The 22,153-nt window shown below is 55.3% G+C and carries 17 protein-coding genes; 6 read left to right on the forward strand and 11 right to left on the reverse strand.

Annotation, left to right across the window (positions count from 1 at the left end):
* Positions 1 to 233: 233 nt before the first annotated feature.
* Complete coding sequence (locus HMPREF9156_RS0105730; protein WP_029246389.1) at positions 234 to 1,184, reverse strand: TatD family hydrolase; 951 nt, start codon at positions 1,182 to 1,184, stop codon at positions 234 to 236.
* A 132-nt stretch (positions 1,185 to 1,316) separates the two neighbouring features.
* Positions 1,317 to 2,441, reverse strand: coding sequence for a tryptophan--tRNA ligase (gene trpS / locus HMPREF9156_RS0105735; protein WP_007147826.1), 1,125 nt, complete (start codon positions 2,439 to 2,441; stop codon positions 1,317 to 1,319).
* 166 nt (positions 2,442 to 2,607) lie between these two features.
* Here trpS and HMPREF9156_RS0105740 point away from each other — a divergent pair, with 166 nt between their 5' ends.
* Positions 2,608 to 3,018, forward strand: a complete 411-nt coding sequence (locus HMPREF9156_RS0105740) for a DUF3073 domain-containing protein (RefSeq protein WP_007147827.1) — start codon at positions 2,608 to 2,610, stop codon at positions 3,016 to 3,018.
* A 44-nt stretch (positions 3,019 to 3,062) separates the two neighbouring features.
* On the opposite strand, the gene HMPREF9156_RS0105745 is transcribed toward HMPREF9156_RS0105740, so the two are convergent.
* Together HMPREF9156_RS0105745 and HMPREF9156_RS0105750 are read right to left on the reverse strand one after the other, a co-directional pair.
* Positions 3,063 to 3,920, reverse strand: a complete 858-nt coding sequence (locus HMPREF9156_RS0105745; RefSeq protein WP_007147828.1) for a hypothetical protein — start codon at positions 3,918 to 3,920, stop codon at positions 3,063 to 3,065.
* 109 nt (positions 3,921 to 4,029) lie between these two features.
* Positions 4,030 to 5,664, reverse strand: coding sequence for a threonine/serine exporter family protein (locus HMPREF9156_RS0105750; protein WP_007147829.1), 1,635 nt, complete (start codon positions 5,662 to 5,664; stop codon positions 4,030 to 4,032).
* A gap of 106 nt (positions 5,665 to 5,770) precedes the next feature.
* Between HMPREF9156_RS0105750 and HMPREF9156_RS0105755 the strand changes: the two genes are divergently transcribed.
* Positions 5,771 to 7,123 carry an MATE family efflux transporter gene (locus HMPREF9156_RS0105755; protein WP_007147830.1) on the forward strand — a complete coding sequence of 451 codons (1,353 nt, stop codon included), beginning with the start codon at positions 5,771 to 5,773 and terminating at the stop codon, positions 7,121 to 7,123.
* A gap of 54 nt (positions 7,124 to 7,177) precedes the next feature.
* Here the strand turns inward: HMPREF9156_RS0105755 and ftsY are convergent, their stop codons facing one another.
* From ftsY to HMPREF9156_RS0105770, 3 genes are all read right to left on the reverse strand, one after another.
* Positions 7,178 to 8,419 carry a signal recognition particle-docking protein FtsY gene (gene ftsY / locus HMPREF9156_RS0105760; RefSeq protein ID WP_007147831.1) on the reverse strand — a complete coding sequence of 414 codons (1,242 nt, stop codon included), beginning with the start codon at positions 8,417 to 8,419 and terminating at the stop codon, positions 7,178 to 7,180.
* Between the two features lie 25 nt (positions 8,420 to 8,444).
* The gene (locus tag HMPREF9156_RS0105765) at positions 8,445 to 8,966 is read right to left on the reverse strand and encodes a hypothetical protein (protein ID WP_007147832.1); all 522 of its coding nucleotides are present in this window, start codon (positions 8,964 to 8,966) and stop codon (positions 8,445 to 8,447) included.
* Positions 8,967 to 9,060: 94 nt separating this feature from the next.
* Positions 9,061 to 9,819: an alpha/beta hydrolase gene (locus HMPREF9156_RS0105770; RefSeq protein WP_007147833.1), complete on the reverse strand. Its 759-nt coding sequence runs from the start codon at positions 9,817 to 9,819 to the stop codon at positions 9,061 to 9,063.
* Between the two features lie 128 nt (positions 9,820 to 9,947).
* Here HMPREF9156_RS0105770 and dcd point away from each other — a divergent pair, with 128 nt between their 5' ends.
* Both dcd and HMPREF9156_RS0105780 read left to right on the forward strand, forming a co-directional pair.
* Complete coding sequence (dcd, locus tag HMPREF9156_RS0105775) at positions 9,948 to 10,550, forward strand: dCTP deaminase (protein WP_007147834.1); 603 nt, start codon at positions 9,948 to 9,950, stop codon at positions 10,548 to 10,550.
* Positions 10,551 to 10,577: 27 nt separating this feature from the next.
* Positions 10,578 to 11,558, forward strand: a complete 981-nt coding sequence (locus HMPREF9156_RS0105780; RefSeq protein ID WP_007147835.1) for a phosphatase PAP2 family protein — start codon at positions 10,578 to 10,580, stop codon at positions 11,556 to 11,558.
* Between the two features lie 6 nt (positions 11,559 to 11,564).
* Here HMPREF9156_RS0105780 and HMPREF9156_RS0105785 read toward each other — a convergent pair whose 3' ends face one another.
* Together HMPREF9156_RS0105785 and HMPREF9156_RS0105790 are read right to left on the reverse strand one after the other, a co-directional pair.
* The gene (locus tag HMPREF9156_RS0105785; protein WP_007147836.1) at positions 11,565 to 12,641 is read right to left on the reverse strand and encodes a LacI family DNA-binding transcriptional regulator; all 1,077 of its coding nucleotides are present in this window, start codon (positions 12,639 to 12,641) and stop codon (positions 11,565 to 11,567) included.
* A 269-nt stretch (positions 12,642 to 12,910) separates the two neighbouring features.
* A complete protein-coding gene (locus HMPREF9156_RS0105790; protein ID WP_231198097.1) occupies positions 12,911 to 15,904 on the reverse strand; it encodes a cation-translocating P-type ATPase in 2,994 nt (997 codons plus the stop codon).
* A gap of 273 nt (positions 15,905 to 16,177) precedes the next feature.
* Between HMPREF9156_RS0105790 and HMPREF9156_RS0105800 the strand changes: the two genes are divergently transcribed.
* Together HMPREF9156_RS0105800 and rlmB are read left to right on the forward strand one after the other, a co-directional pair.
* Complete coding sequence (locus tag HMPREF9156_RS0105800; RefSeq protein ID WP_007147838.1) at positions 16,178 to 17,947, forward strand: CPBP family intramembrane glutamic endopeptidase; 1,770 nt, start codon at positions 16,178 to 16,180, stop codon at positions 17,945 to 17,947.
* Between the two features lie 234 nt (positions 17,948 to 18,181).
* Complete coding sequence (rlmB, locus tag HMPREF9156_RS0105805; RefSeq protein WP_007147839.1) at positions 18,182 to 19,168, forward strand: 23S rRNA (guanosine(2251)-2'-O)-methyltransferase RlmB; 987 nt, start codon at positions 18,182 to 18,184, stop codon at positions 19,166 to 19,168.
* A 44-nt stretch (positions 19,169 to 19,212) separates the two neighbouring features.
* Here rlmB and HMPREF9156_RS0105810 read toward each other — a convergent pair whose 3' ends face one another.
* Both HMPREF9156_RS0105810 and HMPREF9156_RS0105815 read right to left on the reverse strand, forming a co-directional pair.
* The gene (locus HMPREF9156_RS0105810) at positions 19,213 to 20,667 is read right to left on the reverse strand and encodes a DUF4032 domain-containing protein (protein ID WP_029246392.1); all 1,455 of its coding nucleotides are present in this window, start codon (positions 20,665 to 20,667) and stop codon (positions 19,213 to 19,215) included.
* Positions 20,668 to 20,786: 119 nt separating this feature from the next.
* Positions 20,787 to 21,914 carry an ABC transporter ATP-binding protein gene (locus HMPREF9156_RS0105815; RefSeq protein ID WP_007147841.1) on the reverse strand — a complete coding sequence of 376 codons (1,128 nt, stop codon included), beginning with the start codon at positions 21,912 to 21,914 and terminating at the stop codon, positions 20,787 to 20,789.
* Between the last annotated feature and the right edge of the window lie 239 nt (positions 21,915 to 22,153).

The following is a 22,153-nucleotide window of genomic DNA, read 5'->3' on the forward strand; positions in this document are numbered from 1 at the left end:
GGCTTTCGCCGCGCGGTCTGCGTACACACGTCCGTGTGCATGCCTCCCGCGAATCACCCATGCCATGCCTATATTGTCACGCATACTGCCATGCTGCGCATGGACCCTCGGGGCATATCATCTCATGTGAGCTGATACCCGCAGATGGCTACTTTATCACGGTATACTCACATTTTACCGGCTGGAATGCGAAAAACCATTGTTTCCAAGGGGTCTGGAGAGGATTTGGCGGTTCATATGCCGTAAACTTCACGGGTATTGGCTTCAGCCATCCGGGCAAGGCTCGCAGCATCCATGCCCAGCGTACCTGCCATGGAACGCAGGGTATACGGGATCATATACGGGGAATTTGTCCGGCCGCGGTACGGCACAGGAGGCAGGTAGGGGGCGTCTGTTTCTACAAGGATATGATGCCTGTCAATGATGCGCAGGGCCTCGCGTATACTGTCGTTGCCTTTGTACGACACCGTTCCTGAGAAACTCAGATACCAGCCATGTTCGTTGGCGGCGCGCGCGACATCAGGCCCGGCTGAGTAAGAATGGAATACGGTCCGTTCGGGGGCGCCGTTGCGCAGGAGCAGGTCAATAACATCGCCATGGGCATCGCGGTCGTGTATCTGCATGGGGAGGCTGAGCTCCCTGGCAAGCGCCATATGGGCGCTGAACGCTTCGCGCTGGAAACGGCGGGCAGCCTCCCCCGTCCTGAAGTAGTCGAGCCCCGTTTCGCCAATAGCCACTACAACCTTCGGGTTTTCACGGGCAATACGTTCAACTTCGCTGAGCGCCTCATCGAAGGGCACATCATGCCATGGCTTGTAATCCAGCTCCAGCCCGTCGGGGCCAACCGCTCCGCGATGCCCGTGCAAAACCGCTTCATTCGGATGGATCGCAACGGCGCTGAACACTGTCCCGGGATGCGCGCGCGCCAGATCAACTGCCGTGTGCAGATACGGAAATTCACATCCTACGTCTATCACCCTGTGCACACCCACAGCTGCGGCCTGGTCCAGCATGATGTCAGGCGTGTAGACAGGAACCGGTTCCTGGCCGCGCTCCGCAGCTTGGCGGCTCATCTCTTCGGCAAATTCCTTCACTGCAGCCAGATGTGTATGGTTATCAGTTACAGGGGTCCCCAAAGGTTCCGGCGCCGGCGGCCAGGACCTGTCCCGATGTTTTTTCGACATGCCCATCGCCCCATTCCATAGTCCTATAGTTCCCGTGGCCTCATACCGTGGCCCCATAAGCGGTTCCAAAGCGGCCCCATGATCTGCAAGCCGGCAATGCCGGCCGCCTCCGGAGGCCTGCCGCCTGGCGGCTTACCCGCGATAATATACCATCCCCATAGCTTCGCGCACCTGCCGGAGCGTTTCTTCAGCTATGGCATTAGCGCGCTTATTCCCCTCACGCAGAACATCCCGGACATAATCCATATCCTGTGCGAGCTCAGCACGGCGTTCGCGGTGCGGGGCGAGGAAACTGTTGACAGATTCAGCAAGGTAATTTTTCAGCGCGCCTGCACCTGAGTCACCGATCTCTTCGGCAATAGTGCGGGGGTCCCTTCCCGTAACAAGCCCTGCTGTTGTCAGGAGCGCTGATACCTGCGGCCTGCCGGCAGGGTCGAATGTAATGCGCCGCTCAGAATCTGTGGGGCTCTTCTTTATAAGCTTTGCCGTTTCTTCAGCAGTAGCCCCAAGTGAAATAGCATTCCCGTACGATTTGCTCATCTTGCGCCCGTCAAGCCCGGGGATCTCCGAGATATCAGACAGGACTGCCTCCGGCTCGGGGAATACCGGATCACCTTTAGCATATCGTTCGTTGAACCGCCGGGCGATAGTCCTGGTCAGCTCAATGTGGGGCAGCTGGTCCTTGCCCACTGGGACTATATTCCCTTTGCAGAATAAAATATCGCACGCCTGGTGCACAGGATATGTCAGCAGCAGCCCAGTCAGAGCATGCCCGGATGCTTCCATCTCAGATTTCACCGTAGGGTTGCGGTGCAGCTCGGCTTCAGTCACCAGCGACAGGAAAGGAAGCATCAGCTCATTTTCTGCCGGTACTGAAGAATGCGTGAAAATCATCGTCTTTTCAGGGTCTATGCCTGCCGCAAGATAATCCATGATTATATTGAGCACGTTATCTTCAATATGCTCTGTCGTATCCCTGTCAGTGATCACCTGGTAATCAGCAATAATAATATTGGTATGCACACCGAGGTCCTGCATTTTCACGCGCTCAAGGACCGTCCCAAAATAATGCCCCAGATGCAGGCGTCCGGTCGGCCTGTCCCCGGTAAGCATAGTAAACTTCCCGGGATCTTCATGCAGCTTCTGAAGCGTTTTATCTGAACGCCTCTTTGCTTCTTCATAACTTGCACTGATCTCATTCCCCGCCGCAGTCAGCCGGCGGCCGGTATCCTGCGATATGCTGCCTGTGTTCGCCATGAGTCAACTCCTTCGCGGGGAAGCGCAACACCCCGAAAAACGTAAAAAAATAGTTAAAATCTTGCTTTAATCATAAAAATTTCGGCAGACAATCATAATTCGTGGTATCCTACTTGTTGATGATCAAACACTGTGTGAGATAGCCGTAATCGGCAAAGGAGTTTTTATGGGCCGCGGACGTCAGAAGGCAAAACAAACAAAGATGGCTCGGAAACTCAAATATATGACCACCGATACGGATTATAACGAGCTTGAAAGGGAGCTGTCTTCCCGCGAATCTGACGCTGCCGGTACAGCTGATGACGGTATCAGTGCTGCGAACCCCGACCATGACGCACAGGAGACCGGAGCCGGCGGCGCCAGCACCAGTCCTAACATGGCAGACAGCAGCACGGCGCTTGACAGAACTTCACCCGAAAACACTTCTGATGATCTTGATGAGTACGCAGCATGGGCTGCAGAAGCGGCTAAAAAAGCCGGATCACAGCCGCCGAAAAAACCTGCCATGCATAAGCCATTCCCCAAAATGCCTTTCCCGGGCAAGCTGAAGCCTAAATCCGGCCGCGATAAGGAATAGCTGTTTGCGGGAATACTGAGCGGATCAGCAGAAGGGCAATACGTTTACAGCTCTGAGAGTGTATGCCCTGTTCGCTCCTGTTCTGCAGCCTGATCATGGGCTGCTTCACGTCTGTATCTTACGATCCCCCATGTTCCCCGGATGATCATATAAGCAGACAACATCAGGAGGAGCACAAAAACCGCGGTGCCTGTCCAGATATTCATCTGATGCTGCTGTACCCTGTCCCCGCCGAAAGTAGAAAACATGGCAAGCTGCAGGGTAAACATTGAGAAAATTGCTGTTGACAGGGTAACCATCGTGCCTGCTGCGTACACAGGATTGCTGTATTTATGGTATTTGACCATGTTGATTATCGCTGAAGCCAGATTACAGAACGAACACAGGGCAATCACGTATATCATATGGCCCGGGTATGTGATCGTCCTGCCATCATGGATAGCGATCGCATTCATCCCTGCTGCCGCAACGGTAAGGGCGATAAGGAGGATACCGCAGAACCTGTACCGTTTATACAGCTGGACAGTATTATGCCTTCCTTTACGTATGTATCTGAACAGCGAGAACCGTTCAGCGCTCAGGATTGCATAATAAAAAGCCAGGGTTATAAACCAGGCGGAATGGTAAAAGACACCGGAAAAAGCCTCATAAAGCGAATACAGTACGTTGACAGCCAGCGCGGTATATAACGAAACCTCCGCCTTGAATTCCATATCCGTTACATACTTATTAAAGTAATAATACTTCTGCAGCTTCTTTTTCCACGCAAGGAGGTATTCCCTGATGCGCAGGATAACCGTTACCAGGGTATAGGCGGAAAACGCATAAAAAACATAAGCAGGGATAGTATCTTTTATACCCCAACCAAAAAATGAGGAACAGGCAGGCCGCTGTGACTGCACACATAACTGCTATACCAGGAATCGGAGGATACAGCAGCTTCCTCATAAACCGTTTCCATCTGCCCATGTAAGAAAGTATATGTTATCTGCGAAACTTCCCCGTCCACACTTATACGTCATAGCGCCAGCTGCGGTCTGTGAGGATGCGTGCGGCAGCCAGGCCTATCGGGAGGCATACCACCACAAGCAGGGCGCGGAAAGTCCAGTCCAGGGCCGCGGCAGAGTTGAACTGCCCCAGATAGTAGACAGCCTCATACATATACAGCCCCGGCACCATGATCACAATAGACGGCACAGTCAGTGTGATACGCGGGAAACCATATTCTGCGGGGATAAGCCCGTGACGCACAGCAATGCGCCAGCCGCTTGCCAGCAGCCCGGCGATAAGCGCCCCCAGGAAAGCTGCAGCCTCAATAGGCATATGCCACAGATCAATGATCTCCAGGCGGAATGTGTCTGCGGCTGCACCGATCAGGGCAGCAATACACGCCATTTTCTGCGGTGAGTTGAACAGTACCGAGAATCCCCATACGCCGCCGAAAGCGGTGATAAACCGCAGGCCTGCGGTCAGCCAGGGAGCCATATATAACGCCTCGAACCCTCCGGGGGTCAGATGGACGATATCCGCCACAGCCCACGCAGCCAAAGTTGCGGAAGTGATGATAGCAAGGAAATATACGCCGCGCTGGATCCCTGAAGAAATATCCAGCTTAGCAATATCAAGCCCTCCTGTGATCAGCGGAAACCCGGGTACAACAAATAGGATCGCACCGATATACGCTGTATCATGCGCAAGCGCAGGCGGGTATACGAACCCAAGCAAACGCAGCGACCCAATACTGACAGCTGCCGCTGCAACGACTGCCAGGGCGGTAACAAAAAACTGGTTCATATGCCGTCTGCCGAGAAGGCTGCGGACGAACTGGCCGCAGCCGGCGCCGATAAAAGCAGCAAACATATCAACTATCCCGCCGCCCAGCAGGAATGTGAATGATGCGCAGGAAACCGCAGAGGCCAGTACCTGCATTGCCGGTTTGTACAGCCGATGGCGGTATTCAATGGCATCCAGCCTTTCATGGACTTTCCGCACTGTAACACTTCCGGCATCTGCATGAACACTTCCGGCACCCGCATGCATGCCGGCAGGACGGGCAGTATCCGCTTCCCCGCCGGCAGGCTGGCTGCGGCCGCCGCCAATAATATCGGAATCCGGCGCAACAGCCATGCTCTTTTCATTCGGAAGCCCCGCAATGAAATTCTGCGATGCATCCGCAGCCTTGTGATACGTGCCCTTCCGCCCGAGGCTCACCGAAAGCCAGTCAGTAAAATGCTCCATCAGCCATATCCGCTCAGTGTTGACACCTACTGTAGGCAGATCTACAACTTCAGTTATCCTCTCGCTGCTGTCAGAACACGAAACTTCGATATCAGCAATATTGACATCGGAACGCACATCAACATCAAGATCCTGCCCTATACGGCCCATAAGCTCACGGACGCGGTAGCTCCCCGTGCCGCTGGCAAGTTCCAGAGCACCCGCCCGGACAATAACGCTGGCTTTCGCCGCCAGGTTCGCCTGGCCAAGCGGCTTGTCAAGGTCTGAGACCACATCATCAACAGCCAGAGGGACAGAATGGCTGTGCAGCCGCCGGGCATCAAGCAGGCTCCTTTCGCGGATACTCTCTTTACTGTATTTTTCGCGGTATTCTTTCACCGAATCTGTTATAGAGTCTTTTAAGCCCATACCCTCATTGTTGCCCTCAATAACGACAGTAACGACAGCCGGTGCAGTACAGCCTGCGGCAGCAGTCAGCCCTCTGGAACCTGCCTGTGCGTAGAATAGTACCGTTATGGCCACAGGATTTAATACGAAAAATACGCGGAACAGGCTCATCAGCCTTGCTGTACCTACTTTCGGGCAGCTTATTGCTGAACCGGCTTTTGTGCTCATTGATACGGCGATCGTAGGGCATATATCAGTCAGCGCGCTTGCAGGGCTTTCCGCAGGGTCCACTATTATCCTTACCGCAGTGGGGCTGTGCAATTTCCTCGCCTACTCCACGACCTCCCATGTATCCAAACTTATTGGTGCCGGGAAAACCGTGGAAGGCCTGCGCTCGGGGATAGACGGGATGTGGCTGGCACTGGGGATCGGCATTGTTTTAGCTTTTGGGCTATTTACCTGGGCGGGACCCCTGTGCTGGGCTATAGGTGCGCGCGGTGCCGCCCTTGGACAGGCTGTACTGTATACGAAAGCGGTCGTACTGGGCGCGCCGGGGATGCTTCTCGTTTATGCGGCCAACGGAATATTCCGCGGCCTCCAGAAAGTACAGGTCACGTTATGGGCAGCGGTTGCGGGTGCCATACTGAACACTGTTTTGGATTTTACGCTGATCTACGGCGCGCATATGGGGATACTCGGGTCAGGTATCGCTACAGGCATTGCCCAGTGGGCCATGGGGGCAGCCCTCGCTGCGGCAGCCGCATGGCATGCCTGCCGCCATCATGTCAGCCTTCTGCCGTCAAGGGGAGGCCTTGCCCAAAATACTTCTGACGGGCTGCCGCTGTTCATCCGTACACTGGCTTTACGCATCGCAATGGTGTCTACTGTGGCTGCTGCCGCTTCAATGGGCACCTACGTTTTTGCAAGCTACCAGGCAGTGAATTCTGCATGGAATTTTGCCCTGAATGCCCTGGATTCAGTGGCGATTGCCGGCCAGGCGCTTGTAGGCGCTGCCCTTGGGGCAAAGGATATCGGGCAGGTGCGGTATCTGACACGTTTCATTGCGCGGTGCGGAGCTGAGCTCGGCGTTATTGCCGGGCTGGTTTTTGCAGCTCTGGGGATATGGGGGCCGGGGCTTTTCAGCCCGGACCCGCAGATACAGCATCTGATCAGCATATCCATGCTTGTTGTAGCTGTTTTCTTCCCGCTCCAGGGCTGGATGTGGGCCCTTGACGGGATACTTATCGGGGCAGGTGATTTTGCTTATCTTGCCGCCGCATGTTCCGCAGCGGCTGCAGTATATATCGCCGTATTGTGGGCGGCCGGGACCGCCTTATCCCTGCTGCATGCAGGTTCTGCAGATATAAAAATCGCTGTTTTATGGCTGGTGTTTAATATAGCCCTTATGGGGCTCCGCGGCCTTGCCAACGGCCTGCGGGCGTACAGCGACAGGTGGATCATCAAAGCTACGGCCCCGTGATCCGGAGGGTTGGGGCGGGCACCGGGATTTGCGGAGCCGCCGGATCCGAGCCGGTCAATCGCCGAGGATACCGTCTACAAAACCTTCGGGATCGAACGGGGCAAGGTCATCCGGCCCTTCACCCAGCCCGACAAGCTTAACGGGAACGCCTAAAGCTTTCTGGACGGAGACCACTATGCCGCCGCGTGCAGACCCGTCAAGCTTGGAGAGCACAACACCGGTTATGCCTATCGCTTCAGCAAACACCCGCGCCTGTTCCATACCGTTCTGGCCTGTTGTAGCATCAAGGACGAGCAGGACCTCATCTACAGGCATAGTCCGCTCTGTTACCCTTCGGATCTTCCCAAGCTCATCCATAAGGTTGGCCTTATTCTGCAGGCGGCCTGCAGTGTCAATAATAAGCACATCTGAACCGGTTTCCTGTGCTTTTTGCGCTGCATCAAAAGCGACTGACGCAGGGTCGCCGCCTTCCTGGCTGCTGCGGATAACAGGAACGTCAACACGGCTCCCCCATGTTTCCAACTGGTCTGCTGCTGCAGCACGGAAGGTATCAGCCGCTCCCAGGACAACGGATTTCCCTTCAGACACGAACAGCCGAGCCAGTTTTCCCGCTGTAGTCGTTTTGCCGGAACCATTGACGCCGACCATAATTATTGCAGACGTCCTGCCTGAGTTGCTGTCCCGTTCAGCAGCGAGGGAACGGTCAAGGCCGGGATCGACCATTTCCAGCAGCTTGGTGCGGAGCATCTCATGGACTGCCGCAGGGTCTTTCTTCCCCTGGACGCGGGCATCAGTGCGGAGCTCATTGACCAGCTGTTCACTGGTCTCGGCACCGACATCAGCAAGGATCAGGGTATCTTCAACATCATCCCAGTCTGATTTGGTCAGCGTATCCTGCGACAGGATAGTGAACAGTGCCCGGCCAAATGGGTTGCTGGTTTTAGCAAGCCTGGCACGCAGGCGGACCAGCCGGGACTGTTTGGATTCAGGCTCATCGCGTTTGCCGCCAGTTTCACTGCCTGCAGAAGACCCGACAGAAGTCTCTGCCGTCGCATGGTCCTCGACGGCAGACGGGAACCCTGCTTCGGAAGGTGCAGGACCGGCAGCAGGCTCGCTTTCAGTACCGGCATCGCCGGGCGTATCAGAAAGCCCTGATGGGGATGTACTTACAGCAGTGCCTGTACCGGTGCCCTCATCATGTTTCCTGCGGGACCTGATAAAAATAAAGATCCCTGCTGCCGCAGCTGCTATTACGGCCACAGCAACGCATATACCAATCACTGCCAAAGAATTCATAACTCTTCCTTACATTAAACCTGTTTTAACCATCAGCCCGCACGATACGGTCAAACGTACTGTTCGCATCATCGTCCAATGTCTTCTCTGCCTTACTAGTATCAGCAGCCTCCACAGGTCCCGCTTCCGGTTCGGCACTGTCCGGTGCCGGCCCCTCCACATTCGCTGTGTTCCTATCAGGACTATTATACCCCCTGCCGCCTTCACGGGGCTGGACCGCACGTACTGCAACAGCAGTCGAGCCTTTCCCCAGATACACGGGTGATTCCATCGTAGATTCCGTCGAAGCCTCTTCACGCTCCTGCCGGGCGCGTTCACCGATATCCGGCTGCGGGGAAAACGACATAGGCCTGTGTCCTGTCATACGGTTTGCCTGAGGCCTTGTATCCTTCTCATCGTCAGCGGTGCCGTCATCATGCTCGACTGAACTGATACCGCTGAGCATGCCTGTACGCTTGGAATCACCCTGGACCCGCCACAGGATAAACCCGAACGCCGCTATAACAACCAGCGCCCAGAAAAGGATAATCACCAAGCCAACACTCATGGTTCTTATTGTACCCATCTGTACGTGAAAAAATAAACATGGCCCCAACACGCCATAAGCGATGCCGTACAGGCGCTACATAATTACATTACCATTACATAACACCGCTTGATGCGCCCAGGTCCATCAGCCACTGACGTATATCGTTGCATTCGTCAAGGCTGACAGCATGATCCAAAGGGGCGTATTCGCACAGCTTCAGAAAAGTCTTCTCTTCAAGGAATGCTGCGAGTGCTGAGGATTCAAACCGGGCAATCATATCATCCCGAAGCCCGTAGCCATAGAAAACAGGCGGAGCGATCTGCGCAAGCCGTGCATCTGCAGGGGCAACCCCGGGGACAACAGCGGGGGCAAGGAAACCTGACAGGCAGACAGCACCTTTATACCGTTCAGGGCGCATCCGCAGCATATGGACTGTCAGCGCGCCGCCCTGAGAAAAACCGAACAGGACAATATCACGTTCCTGCGGGACTGACTCCTCTATCCACCGGTCTACTGCGCGTGCAGCCTGATATATGTCACGGTCAAGGTCATCCCCGTGCGGGACCGGATCATGGAACCATGTGTATGCGCCAGGCCCTCCGTCCGCACCCGCATCCTGCGGTCCGGCCAGGGCCAGCGGGGCGCGGAGCGAAACATAGTCGCTGAAGGGCGATACGTAGCTTCCGAAGAATCCGGCGATATCCTCCTCGTTGGAACCCCACCCGTGCAGAAGCACAAAAAGCGGCCGCCGGGGGCTGTTCATGCCGCGCCCCCGCGAAAACAGTGCTTCACTGACCCTTACGGGGTCCCCAAAATGCCCCTGTACAACACCTGATTCCCGCCCTATGCCAATATCCGTAAAGCCTGCCATACCTTTACGATAGCAGCGAGTATGCCAAATACTCCATGGAAATGACATACTTCACAGTTACACTGGATATGTAGGATGTACATCAGATACACAAGGTATCTGTATCACCTTAGAAACGAAGGATGTTTATGCTTCTGAGCGATCGCGATATCAGGAAGGCTTATGCCGGCGGACGCATCAGCCTGGCTCCGTGGGACGACACCATGGTCCAGCCTGCATCTGTCGATGTCCGTTTAGACCGGTTTTTCAGGGTTTTCAATAACCATAAATATACTTATGTTGACCCTGCGGAGAGCCAGGGCGACCTTACGCAGCAGTTTGAAGTCGCAGCTGACGAACCGTGGATACTGCATCCCGGAGAGTTCATTCTGGGGTCTACCTGGGAATACGTAAAACTTGACCCGACGATTGCCGCACGCCTGGAGGGGAAAAGCTCCCTCGGGCGCCTGGGTATCCTCACCCATTCGACTGCCGGGTTCGTTGACCCTGGTTTTGAAGGGCATATCACTTTGGAGCTGTCCAATGTCAGCAATCTTCCGGTCAAACTGTGGCCGGGGATGAAAATAGGGCAGATGTGCTTCTTCGATCTGTCGTCGGAAGCTGAATTCCCTTACGGCAGCGGTAAGAACGGATCCCATTACCAGGGGCAGCGCGGCCCAACACCGTCGCGCTCTTACGAGAATTTTTACCGTGCCGATGTCAGCGGGCAGGAAGGGAAAGCCGGCAGCTAGTAACACGCCCGTGCAATACTAGGTAATATGACAGAACGAATCCACTACACTGCAACGCGGGCGAAATACCCTTCATCGGTGCACCCTGTGCGCACGGCTCTCCCCCTTTTCTTTCTTGCAGCCGGAGGGCTGGTTGCGGTAATTGACACCATACTTATTTTTACACATGCGTCCCAGGGGATTGACAGTACTGTTTTAGCAACGATGGTAGCTTTCCGGTTCAACGCCCTGGTGAAAGTCGCACAGGCTTTTACTGCTGTGGGTTCGATTAAGGTCACTATTGCCCTGGTTGCTGTGGCTGCTGTGGCTTTGTGGTTTACCAAACACCGCACCCAGGCATACGTCCTTGCGGGGGCCGTAGCAACTTCTGCTGCTTTCACATGGGCCGTCAAGATTTTTGTACACCGTGGGCGGCCTGATCTCCAGTACCGCATTGGGCAGGTAGAGGACCCCTACTCCTTCCCTTCCGGGCATTCGCTTAATTCAACTGTTTTCTATGGGACGCTTGCAGTAATTGCCTTGTATTCTGCTATTTCTATGGCTAAAAAAACCGTTATAACTATCCTATGCGTCCTCATGCCCCTGCTTATCGGCGTCGGCCGGCTGTATCTGGCGCACCACTGGTTTACCGATGTGCTTGCCGGCTGGGCTGTGGGTATTGCATGGGTAGGGATAGTCGGGCTTGTGTATGCACGGCTTGAACAGCGTGCATATAAACGCAGCCAGCCCGTGGGCGCACAAACACAGCAGGCTTCCCATGCCGTACATACGCCGCAGCCAAAGCATCAGGTGCAGGCACAGACACAGGCACAAATGGCGGACCACCCCCGGCCGCAGCCCTCTGCGCATCCGGGGAGCTCTGCCCAAGTAGAGGTACACAGGTATCCTCAACATCAGCCGCAGCAATCGGAGCAGTCCCGTCAGGTCCAGCGTTTCCCTGCGCACAACGAACCGGCTGGCGGCCCCGCATCATACCCGCCGTCTTATCCGCCGCAATCCAAAAATTGAAAATACCTAATTCGCACCTGTGCGCCACACTACCTCAGGCTTAAGAAGCCTATGCCATTTTTCATCGGCAGTGACAGCCTGGCCGTTAGCCATATCAAGGATCATCCGGATAAGCAGCTGCGATACTTCACCCAGCGGCTGCCGTACTGACGGTATAGAAAATGCACGGGCGAGGGCAGAATCATCAAAACCGGTTACGGTGGCTGCCTGAAGGCTTGGGACAGAAGGGATACCGCCATCTATATTAAGCGACAGCTCCTTATCGGAGAACCTGCTCATAGTCCAGATCACCCCAACAGCCAGTGTGTCTGAAGCGCAGACCACAGCATCTATATTATCGTGGCGCGAGAAAAGCTCAATTGAAGCATGCGAACCCGCATCGATTGACTCCTGCGTCCCGATAGACCATGAATCAAGGTCTTCCGTATCGGCTGCAAGATTGGCTTCAAGCATAGCATCCCGCCAGCCGCTTTCCCTGTCCTGCGCGGTGCCGGTACCCGAATCCCAGCCGATGAAGCCTATACGCCGATGCCCTGAGGAAATCAGGCGGGACGTTACTGCCTTGATCCCTGCATATCCGTCAACATCTACCCAGGGTATATGTTCTGCTGTTTCCGCCGGGATATTCCATGGACGCCCAAACAGCACAAACGGCTGATGATGGTTAAGCATCCACTGCGGCCTGCCGTCATACTTTTCAAGTTCGTTGATAATAATGGCGTCAACATCGGACTGTTCACGCAGGCTTGCAATATGCGCCAGCTCACTCTGTTCATCTTTGCGCGCATACAGGACGATCTGCTTGTTGAGATCATTTGCATGCTCTGCCAGGAGATGCAGGAATGCGTCGAAAATCGGCGATGGCGCACGGTTCTCACCAATGGAGATACCAAGCGCAATTGTGTCCGACTGCCCTGACCTCAGCCTCCGGGCTGAAGCGTTAGGACGGTATCCGAGCTGTTTGATTGCTGCCTTGATGCGTTTGCGTGTACTGTCTGAAACCATATCAGGCGAATTGATGGCGTTGGATACGGTTTGATGGGACACCCCTGCTACACGCGCAACATCGCGTATGCTGACCATGGCATCCCCTTTTTTGATTAATATGTAATCTTATTACATAACTATGTTTTGATTATATTTTGTTGTCCAATCATTTTAAATCCATATAATTAACAGCCAAAATGCCTGCTGATGACTCCGTCGCCTCGTTATATGAACTTGGAAATGGTTCCTGAGAGCTATCTTAGCAATAATTATGAGCATACGGGATACGGCGTTTCTCATATTCTCATAACACCGGGGCATGGAATGTATTCCGGTCTTTCAGAACCTCGCCCGGGCTCAGGAATTTATAAAAGCACCTGCCCCTTTTTACTGAAATTTTTGCTGAAAACGCGGACGGCAAGTTTATACAGCTCGGAGGCGGCCAGCACACAGGCTGCCAGTGCTATTGCTTCAAACCACTGGTGCCAGTGGAGCGGCGTTGTCCCGAAAGCTGTATTCAGCACAGGTATGTAGATCACCGCGAGCTGCAGCACTATTGACAGTGCAATAGCGCCCCACAGCCAGCGGTTGGTGAACATGCCGCTGAATGCAGATTTCACGGCGGACCGCGAAGCCAGAGCATTAAACAGCTGCGCAAACACGAGGATCGTGAACCCCATCGTACGGGCCATAACCATCTGCTGATCGTGGGAATGCCCAGCTGCGGCAGCAAGCGCAGGGGTATCAGTAAAAAGCCCGCCAGGCAGGTACAGGTCCATGCCGATAAGCGTTACAGCAGCCATCACTATGCCGATAAAAGCGATGTTGCCCCACATTGCCGCATCGATCACACGCTCGGTTGTTTTGCGAGGCCTGCGCGACATAACATCATCAGTCTGCACGTCAACGCCCATGGCAAGCGCGGGCGCCGCGTCGGTAAGGAGGTTGATCCACAGGAGCTGTGTTGCCAGAAGCGGCACAACGACACCGGAGGAATCCCCGGACGTGATCCCCAGGAACCCTGCGAAAATGACCCCGAAGAAAACTGTGAATACTTCGCCGACATTCGAGCTGAGCAGGTAGCGCAGGAATTTACGGATATTGTCAAATATCACGCGGCCTTCACGCACTGCAGCCACGATAGTAGCAAAATTATCGTCGGCAAGGATCATTTTGGCTGATTCTTTGGTGACTTCGGTCCCTGTGATACCCATTGCTACACCGATATCAGCTGTTTTTACTGCCGGCGCATCATTAACCCCGTCGCCTGTCATTGCAGCAATATTGCCCTGCTTTTGAAGGGATTTGACAATGCGGAGCTTATGTTCGGGAGACACCCGCGCATACACGGAAACTTCATTGACTGCCTTATCAAACTCAGCTGTATCCATGGCGTCAAGCTGGCCGCCGGTGAGGGCGTGCGCCCCTTCTTTGGGGATGACACCAAGATCGGTGGCGATCCGCGTAGCCGTCAGCGGGTGGTCGCCTGTGATCATAATAGTCCGGATACCCGCACGGTGGGCCTCGGCAATGGAACCTGCCACTTCGGTCCGCGGAGGGTCAATAATGCCTACCATACCCGTCCAGATATATCCCTGTTCAATGATGTCAGCCTGCAGCGAGATATCAGGCACGTTACCTGATGCATCAGTGCGCACGCCCTCCACATCGCCAAGTGCGCGCACGTGCAGCGGCCTGTAAGCCTGCCCGAGCGTACGGTATGCCTGCAAAGAAAGGCGCTCCACATCGGCCAGGATATCCTGGCGGTCCCCTTCGGTCAGCCTGCGCACAGCACTGCCAACGAGTATCTGGGTGCAGTGCGCGAGCAGCACATCGGGAGCGCCTTTCGCGAGCGCGGAGAGCTCATTATTATTTGATTTATCCCGGAAAATCACGGTCTGCATTTTCCGCTCAGATGTAAAGGGGATCTCTCCTACGCGCTCGTATCCCTGGAACCGGTCGAGCGCGCGCACTTTCCGCGCCGCTACGATCATCGCCGCTTCCGTCGGATCCCCTATGATCTCCCACTCATCCCCGCTCTTCCTGCCTTCCACTTTCCCATCACGGGTACCGTTCCCCATGTTCCCAACTCTGCGCAGGTCTGCATTATTGGCCAGCGCCCCGTCAGCCAGTGCGGTAATGATCTCATGATGGAGGTCTGACCCCTCTTCGATCTGGGAACCGTCTGCTGCAGCCAGATGCCCTACGGGAGTATAGCCGGATCCGGTGAGGGCCGCTTCCCCGCTGGGGGTGACGACTGTCTGCACAGTCATTTCGTTGCGCGTCAACGTGCCGGTCTTATCTGAACAGATGACCGATGCCGATCCCAGTGTTTCTACGGAGCTCAGCTTTTTAACGATCGCATGGTGTTTCGCCATCCGCTGCACTCCTGAGGCAAGCACAACAGTCATGATGGCGGCAAGCCCTTCCGGCACGGCTGCTACGGCAAGGGATACTGCCAGCAGCAGGGAATCGATGATATCTTTGCCGGAATGGAACCCTTCTGTGAGCCACAGGGCAAGCACAACAATAACAGCAATGGCGATGACCGCGATGCCGAGCATTTTGGTCACTTTATCCATTTCTTTCTGCAAAGGCGTGGCATCTTCTTCTGTTTTCGACAGCATGTCTGCGATCTTGCCAACCTGGGTGCGCATGCCTGTATTTGTGACTATAGCCCGGCCTGTGCCCTGTGTAACGGATGTACCGTTGAAAACCATATTGGCCCTGTCTCCCAGGGCCTTCGCAGTTTTCAGGGTTGCAGGGTCTTTAGCTATGGGGAGGGATTCACCGGTAAGGGATGCTTCAGCGACCCGCAGGCTTGCGGCGGCAAACAGGCGCCCGTCAGCAGATACGGTATCGCCTTCGCCTAAAACAAGCACATCGCCGGGCACTATATCCGTCGTACTGACAGTTATGACGCGCCCATCGCGCAGGACTGCAGACTGCGGGGCCGTCATTTTTGCCAGCGCTTCCACTGACTGCTCCGCCCTGGCCTCCTGGACGTATCCCAGAATAGCGTTGATAATAAGGATCAGTACTATAACGATGCAGTCAAAAGGTGCGCTTTCAGCAGCCTGCGGGCTTGTGGACTTCTCAACAGCCCATGCGATAAAAGAAATCACCGTTGCTGCAAGAAGCAGATAGACCAGCGGATCCTGGAACTGCTGCAGGAACTTCTTCCATGCAGGGTCTTTGGGCGCGCTTTCCAGCTCGTTCTTCCCGAACTTTTCAAGCCGCCGGGCTGCTTCTGCAGAGCTCAGCCCCTGCCGCATATCTGTATTAAGCTCTTTTTCGACGGCTTCCGCACTGGCAAGCGATGGATCCGGGCCGTCCTGGCCCCAATCCCCTTTGCGCATCTCCCCTTCAGTAGCCTGTGGAGCATTGGTGCTGTTGAGCGTACCCGACATCATTTCTCCTGATTATGCCGCGGAGTAGTCAGCATACGGAGCCGCCGCATGCTGCGCGGATATGGATAACGTAATTGCCAATCTTATATAATTGCGTTGACTGCTGCAGCAGCACCAACAGCTCAGTTTTCCGGCTTTTCACAGCTGTTCCCCAGCTGTCGGTCTGTTTCCTGATATGTAGCCGGTATATTGTTACAATACAAAGAAGAAAAGAGGAACGTTATGACACAGATGCACCCACAATCCCATATACCGCAGGAAAATCCGCAGCAGGAACGCGATGGTGAAACCGGCAAAACACTGCCGGCGTATATCCGGCAGGGGCAGCACCTGCCGCCGTCAGAACAGCAGGGCTCAGCCTGGTATCAGCCGGCACCGCAGGCCGGGCAGGGGAGGCAGTCAGCGCCTGCAGCCGCACCACAGGCACAGTACAGTCAGTATTCCGGCCAATCCGCGGCACCGCAGGCTGATGAATCGCAGACGCCTTCTGCGGGTTACGTGCCGCAGACAGGGCAGCGGACGTTCGCTGCGGGCTACACTGCCGTCCAGCCGCAGCAGGCCCCTCAGCCGCAGGCCCAGGAGCACCACGGGATGCAGGCGCAATCGGCACCTTCCCCCTACCAGGCTCCGCCATCCCCGTATCAGACAGCTTCTGCCCCTGCGGTCGGCGCTGCTTTCCAGCCGGCACCGCAGGCAGCCCGGGGTTTAACCCCGCCATTTGCGCAAAAGCCTGATAAGAACCGCCTCCCACGTGATTTCGGATTCTTCCACTTTACCGATGCGGTCAGTTATCTCCGCGAAATAGCGGGATACCAATGGTGGCGCCCCCTTTTCACACTCCTTATCGTACTCGGATGGATAGGGGTGTTTGAGCTTGCCGCCGTACTTACGCTGCGCAGCATCATAAGGGAGCTGGTATACGGCGGCGCGATCCGTTACCTGGCAGCCATGGAAGGATCTGTCCCCCTGTGGCTCTACATACTTATCAACTTCGGGGTGACGGCTGTTATTTTCCTGCCGCCGACCCTTATCGGGACTGTTATGGCTGACGGAAGGCCTGTCAGCACGCTTACCAGCCGTTACGGCAAAATGCGGTGGAAAACACTTGCATGGTGCACAGGCGTTGCATTCTTCTGGGCGTTCCTCATCATACTTCTCCCGAAGATAATAGCAGGCCCTGATTTCCTCATTTCCAGGCTTGATACCAGCGGTTTTCTTGTCAACTTCATTGTCGTGATAACCGTTATCCCCGTGCAATGCGCTGCCGAAGAATACCTGTTCCGCGGCGTTGTCCTCCAGGCTTTCGGGCGCTGGATACCCCCGCGTTACGTCCTTACCGCACCTGTTATCCCGGCAGTGATATTTGCTTCACTGCATACCCAGTATGGGTTCTGGGGAAAGTTTGTAGTCTTCATTATGGGGTTATGCACAGGTTACCTGGTGCTGTTCACGGGCGGCCTGGAAGCCGGCATAGCAATACATACCGCTAATAACTGCACTATCGGCCTCGCACTCATTCTGGGCCTCACCAACCGCAGCGGGAGCGGAGCGCTGAGCGAACCCGTAAGTATAACCTTGGATATCCTTATGGAGGTACTTTTCTTTGTGACTGTCCTTGCCCTTGGGCACCGTTTCAAGTGGTTCGCCGGCACCCCGGTGCCTCCCTACGCTATGCGCAATTTCAAGAAGCCTGTACGGCCAGCCTTCATAGGCGGGCAGGTGCCGTATCCCCCTCAGCAGACGCTGTGGCAGGGGCAGCAGTCCGGTATGCAGCCTCAGCCCGCATATGCGTATCCATCTGCACCGTTTGCACCATTTGCAGCGAACGCGCCGGCCCAGTACGGCTATCCGGATGCCAGCCAGAACCAGAGGGCAGGGGTACCGGCAGGTACAGGAGGCACGGCAGGGCCATCGTCGGCACCGTACCAGCCATATCAGCCGCAGCAGCCGTCCCCATCACCGGCACCGCGGCCCTATTATCCGCAACAATAACTGATAACGTCCGGGCAGATCCACACAGCCAGGGCCTGCCCGGACAGCCGTTTGAAAGGCTCCATAAAGTGCTCCCTATTATTTAACGAAGTCATACAGGATCACATTACAGGGTCCGCAATCCTCACAGAGCCTGTATGCCCTGACCGCGGTGTGCCGGACAAACGCCTGGCCGGCAGCAGCGGTTTCCCCTGCCCCCGCCCGGGTTGCTACGTCCGGGTATTATAAACAGTTATGGTTTCAAAAAAAGGCCCTGCTAAAGGTTCGGGCGGCAAACACCGCAGCAAGCTTCGCGGGCATGGCCCCACTCCGAAGGCTGAAGATCGCGTATATCACAAGGCGTACCGTGAGAAGAAAGCGGCTGAACGCAGGAAAATTTCTGACCCCCGCCTTGCTGCCCGCCGGCGTGTGGCAAAGTTTGTATCTGACTCTGACGAGCTGGTCATCGGCAGGAATTCGGCGCTGGAAGCGCTGCGCGCGCATGTGCCGTCTACAGTGCTCTACATACTGAACCGTATTGAGCATGATGGCCGTACCCGCGAAATAATACGCCTTGCAGGGCTTGAAGGCTTGAAAATACTGGAAGCTGACCGGTTCGAGATGGACCGGATAGCACACACAGGGAACCATCAGGGTGTAATCGTCAAGGCTGCCCCTTACCGGTACCATTCGCTTCTGGAGCTTGCAGACCGCGCAGAAACGAAGGCGCGTGCCATGGAATCCGCCCCTGCAGGTACGCGTGCCCTGGCACGTCCGCTGTTCATTGCCCTTGACGGCGTTACTGACCCTCAGAACCTGGGGGCGGTTATCCGTTCCGCCGCCGCATTCGGCGCAAACGGTGTCATCCTTCCGGAGCGCCGGAGTGCTTCTGTGACTGCTGCTGCGTGGAAAGTGTCTGCCGGTGCTGCTGCGCACCTGCCCGTTGCGCGCGTAGTTAATCTGACTAAGGCGATCGAAAGCCTTAAAGAGCGGGGATACTATGCTATAGGCCTTGATGGCGGCGGAACGGCCCAGGTGGGAGGCAGCGGTTTTGAGACAGACCCTCTGATCGTTGTTTTGGGTTCAGAAGGCAAGGGGATCAGCAGGCTTGTCCGCGAACAGTGCGATGCTGTCGTGTCTATCCCCATGACTGCTATGGTGGAATCCCTTAACGCTTCTGTTGCGGCGGGTATCGCCCTTTACTGCGTACATGCTGCCCGCAGGACTGCTGAAGAGGGGTAGCCGGATCCGGGGAAGCGGATGCCCGGTTACCCGCCGCTGCCCAGTTATCCTGCTGCCCACACGGCGGCATCAGGATCATCTTCCGGATCGTAGGGCCGCCCCTCCGTCCCTCCGGCATGCGCAGGGTCATCAGCGTCATAACTCTCACGGTCATCAACGACCCCTGAATCCTGTTCTTCAACAATGGCTTTCATAACCTGGGTATCTATCTTGTAATCGGGGAGATACTCTTCAATATAGCTCTGCACCGCGGCGCCCATCGGGACGTCGTGCCCTGCCGCTTCAGCCAGATACCAGCGGTGGGTAAGCACTTCATGGAAGAACTGGGCGGGTTCGATCTGATTGTGGTATTCAGGCGGGATCATGCGCACGGTCGGTTCGAAGACTTCCCGCATCCAGTCTGTTGCCACGATCTCCAGAGGCTCATCCTGCCGCCATGTGGATGCGCGGTACGCATCCAGATCGTTGAGCAGGCGGCGGGCCTGGTTCTCCTGCACGTCCAGCCCGGTAAGGCGCAGCAGCTTGCGCGACGCATACCCTGCGTCCACGACCTGCGGCCGTACATGGATATGCGCCCCGTCTTCATCCGTATTGACAGCAAGCTCATCGACGTAAAAGCCAAGCTCATTAAGCTCATTGACACGCTTTTCGATTTTCCACATCTCGTCAGGCGTAAATGTATCTGTCCCTGTCAATGCTTCCCACAGTGAATGGTAGCGGTCTGCCAGGCGGTTGCCGACTTCGACCTCATCCACTTCGCTGGGAAGCAGCGCACCTGCCTGCAGATCCATCAGTTCACCGATGATGTTGGTCCGCGCCAGATCAATATCATATTCACGCTGACCGTCGCTCAGGTTGGCATATAATGCGCCGGTCTCCGCATCTACAAGCACGGCAGTAAAGGAATCGGCATCGCGCAGGAAAAGGACGTTCGACAGCGACACGTCCCCCCAGTAGAACCCCTGCAAATGCAGCCTGACCATAAGCACCGCCAGGGCATCGATAAGGCGCTCCGCCGTATCTTCGCGGATATTGCGCGCAAACAGTGCGCGGTACGGCAGGGAGAACTTCAGCTGCTCAGTCACGAGGATCGATTCAAGCGAGTCCCCCTGAGGGTCATGCCTGCCGGAAACTACGGCAACAGGTTTGACTGCCGGAAGATCAAGCTTTTCAAGGCTTCGAAGGAGTTCATACTCCCTTTCCGCAACATGCATGTTGATCTCTTTCATTGCCATAATGGAATCGCCAACACGCACGAACCGCACGACATGCCTGGAGATACCGCGCGGCAGGTTGACCAGGAGGTCTTCGGGCCATTTGGCGAGGGGAAGGTACCACGGCAGGGTGAACATACGCGGGTTCGATGTTGCTGCAGTGATTGTCAGAGCTTTAGGTTCTGCCGACGGTACGGCTTCCCCTTTCGGCGGCGCATCAACGAGTGCTCCGCTTGCCTTCACAGACGTAGCATTCCTTAAACGGGGATCCAGTGAGCTGTCCATATATACCATGCTACCTGCCCTCTGCCCTATAACACTCGCGGCGCATCAAAAAGCCCCGGCTGGCAAAGCCAGCCAGGGTGATAGTAATAAATAATATCCGATCAGGGACAGTCCTGAAACTAGTTCAGACGCATCTCAGTTGCAGGAGAGAACAGATGCATCTTCGTCGGGTCAATATGGATACGTACAGTATCACCAACCTTCGGAAGCTGGCGCGGGTTCACGCGAACAGTTGTCATCTTGTTCTGGTCAGACATCATCGTATCCTGCGATGAATCACTGTCACCGGTCACAATGTTACCGTAAATGTAACCATCCGAGCCAAGATCTTCAACATTGAGAACATCAAGCTTGAATGCATCCGGATCAGCATCGGAAGCAAGGGAAGCATCCTCCGGACGGAACCCGAGGACAATCTTGCCGCCGTCTTCTGCAGTGAGTTTATCAACAACTTCAGTTGGAAGCGTGATAGTATCATCACCGATCTTTGCCTTGCCGTCCACTACCGGATAAGTATTGATATTCATGGAAGGCGAACCGATAAATCCGGCAACGAACACATTCGCAGGACGGTCATACAGCTCAGTCGGTGCACCGACCTGCTGCAGGACGCCGAGCTTGATAACAGCAATACGGTCGCCCATCGTCAGGGCTTCTGTCTGATCGTGGGTCACATACAGTGTGGTGACTCCGAGCTGACGCTGCAATGCTGCGATCTGTGTACGTGTCTGGACGCGGAGCTTTGCATCCAGGTTTGACAAAGGCTCATCCATAAGGAATACCTTCGGCTTGCGGACGATTGCACGGCCCATAGCTACACGCTGGCGCTGGCCGCCGGACAGTGCCTTTGGCTTGCGGTCCAGATACTCGGTCAGATCGAGGATCTTAGCCGCCTCTTCCACGCGCTTGCGGATCTCAGCCTTAGGCGTACCGGCAATCTTCAGGGCGAAGCCCATATTGTCTGCAACAGTCATATGCGGATACAGTGCATAGTTCTGGAAAACCATTGCAATATCACGGTCTTTTGGCTGCATATTGGTGACGTCGGTATCACCGATCATAATGCTGCCCTGATTGACTTCTTCCAGGCCGGCAAGCATACGAAGCGTTGTAGACTTACCGCATCCAGATGGACCAACGAGGACGAGGAACTCGCCATCCTTAATTTCCATGTTCAGGTCATCGACTGATGGCTCTGTGTTGCCCGGATAGATTCGGGTGACATGATCGAATTTTACTTCTGCCATAACTTTCCTTTCATAGGCAGGTACGTGCCTAACGATCCGTTGTGAGAGGTTTCTTTTTACTTGTCAGGCCTTGGCATACCCGTCCTGTCGTCGGAGCACGCCGATGGTCCGATGGTTCTCGAAAGTAACTCTTCCTTGAGCCATGTGTTAACTCTACACGATAGTACAGATAATTACAAATATGCAAACATGGCGGGGATACCGGACCGGAGAGGATTGGGTGCCTCCGCAGCCCGGGC

The organism is Scardovia wiggsiae F0424, assembly GCF_000269605.1.
Lineage (GTDB): Bacteria > Actinomycetota > Actinomycetes > Actinomycetales > Bifidobacteriaceae > Scardovia > Scardovia wiggsiae.

Excerpts from the sequence above, each read along its gene's own strand:
- HMPREF9156_RS0105755 (WP_007147830.1), top strand. The coding sequence starts at position 5,771 with ATGGCCACAGGATTTAATACGAAAAATACGCGGAACAGGCTCATCAGC.
- HMPREF9156_RS0105750 (WP_007147829.1), bottom strand. The coding sequence starts at position 5,664 with ATGGGCTTAAAAGACTCTATAACAGATTCGGTGAAAGAATACCGCGAA.
- ftsY (WP_007147831.1), bottom strand. The coding sequence starts at position 8,419 with ATGAATTCTTTGGCAGTGATTGGTATATGCGTTGCTGTGGCCGTAATA.
- HMPREF9156_RS0105780 (WP_007147835.1), top strand. The coding sequence starts at position 10,578 with ATGACAGAACGAATCCACTACACTGCAACGCGGGCGAAATACCCTTCA.
- HMPREF9156_RS0105770 (WP_007147833.1), bottom strand. The coding sequence starts at position 9,819 with ATGGCAGGCTTTACGGATATTGGCATAGGGCGGGAATCAGGTGTTGTA.
- trpS (WP_007147826.1), bottom strand. The coding sequence starts at position 2,441 with ATGGCGAACACAGGCAGCATATCGCAGGATACCGGCCGCCGGCTGACT.
- HMPREF9156_RS0105730 (WP_029246389.1), bottom strand. The coding sequence starts at position 1,184 with ATGTCGAAAAAACATCGGGACAGGTCCTGGCCGCCGGCGCCGGAACCT.
- HMPREF9156_RS0105810 (WP_029246392.1), bottom strand. The coding sequence starts at position 20,667 with ATGGACAGCTCACTGGATCCCCGTTTAAGGAATGCTACGTCTGTGAAG.
- HMPREF9156_RS0105765 (WP_007147832.1), bottom strand. The coding sequence starts at position 8,966 with ATGAGTGTTGGCTTGGTGATTATCCTTTTCTGGGCGCTGGTTGTTATA.
- rlmB (WP_007147839.1), top strand. The coding sequence starts at position 18,182 with ATGGTTTCAAAAAAAGGCCCTGCTAAAGGTTCGGGCGGCAAACACCGC.
- HMPREF9156_RS0105790 (WP_231198097.1), bottom strand. The coding sequence starts at position 15,904 with ATGCGCAAAGGGGATTGGGGCCAGGACGGCCCGGATCCATCGCTTGCC.
- HMPREF9156_RS0105785 (WP_007147836.1), bottom strand. The coding sequence starts at position 12,641 with ATGGTCAGCATACGCGATGTTGCGCGTGTAGCAGGGGTGTCCCATCAA.
- HMPREF9156_RS0105740 (WP_007147827.1), top strand. The coding sequence starts at position 2,608 with ATGGGCCGCGGACGTCAGAAGGCAAAACAAACAAAGATGGCTCGGAAA.
- dcd (WP_007147834.1), top strand. The coding sequence starts at position 9,948 with ATGCTTCTGAGCGATCGCGATATCAGGAAGGCTTATGCCGGCGGACGC.
- HMPREF9156_RS0105800 (WP_007147838.1), top strand. The coding sequence starts at position 16,178 with ATGACACAGATGCACCCACAATCCCATATACCGCAGGAAAATCCGCAG.
- HMPREF9156_RS0105815 (WP_007147841.1), bottom strand. The coding sequence starts at position 21,914 with ATGGCAGAAGTAAAATTCGATCATGTCACCCGAATCTATCCGGGCAAC.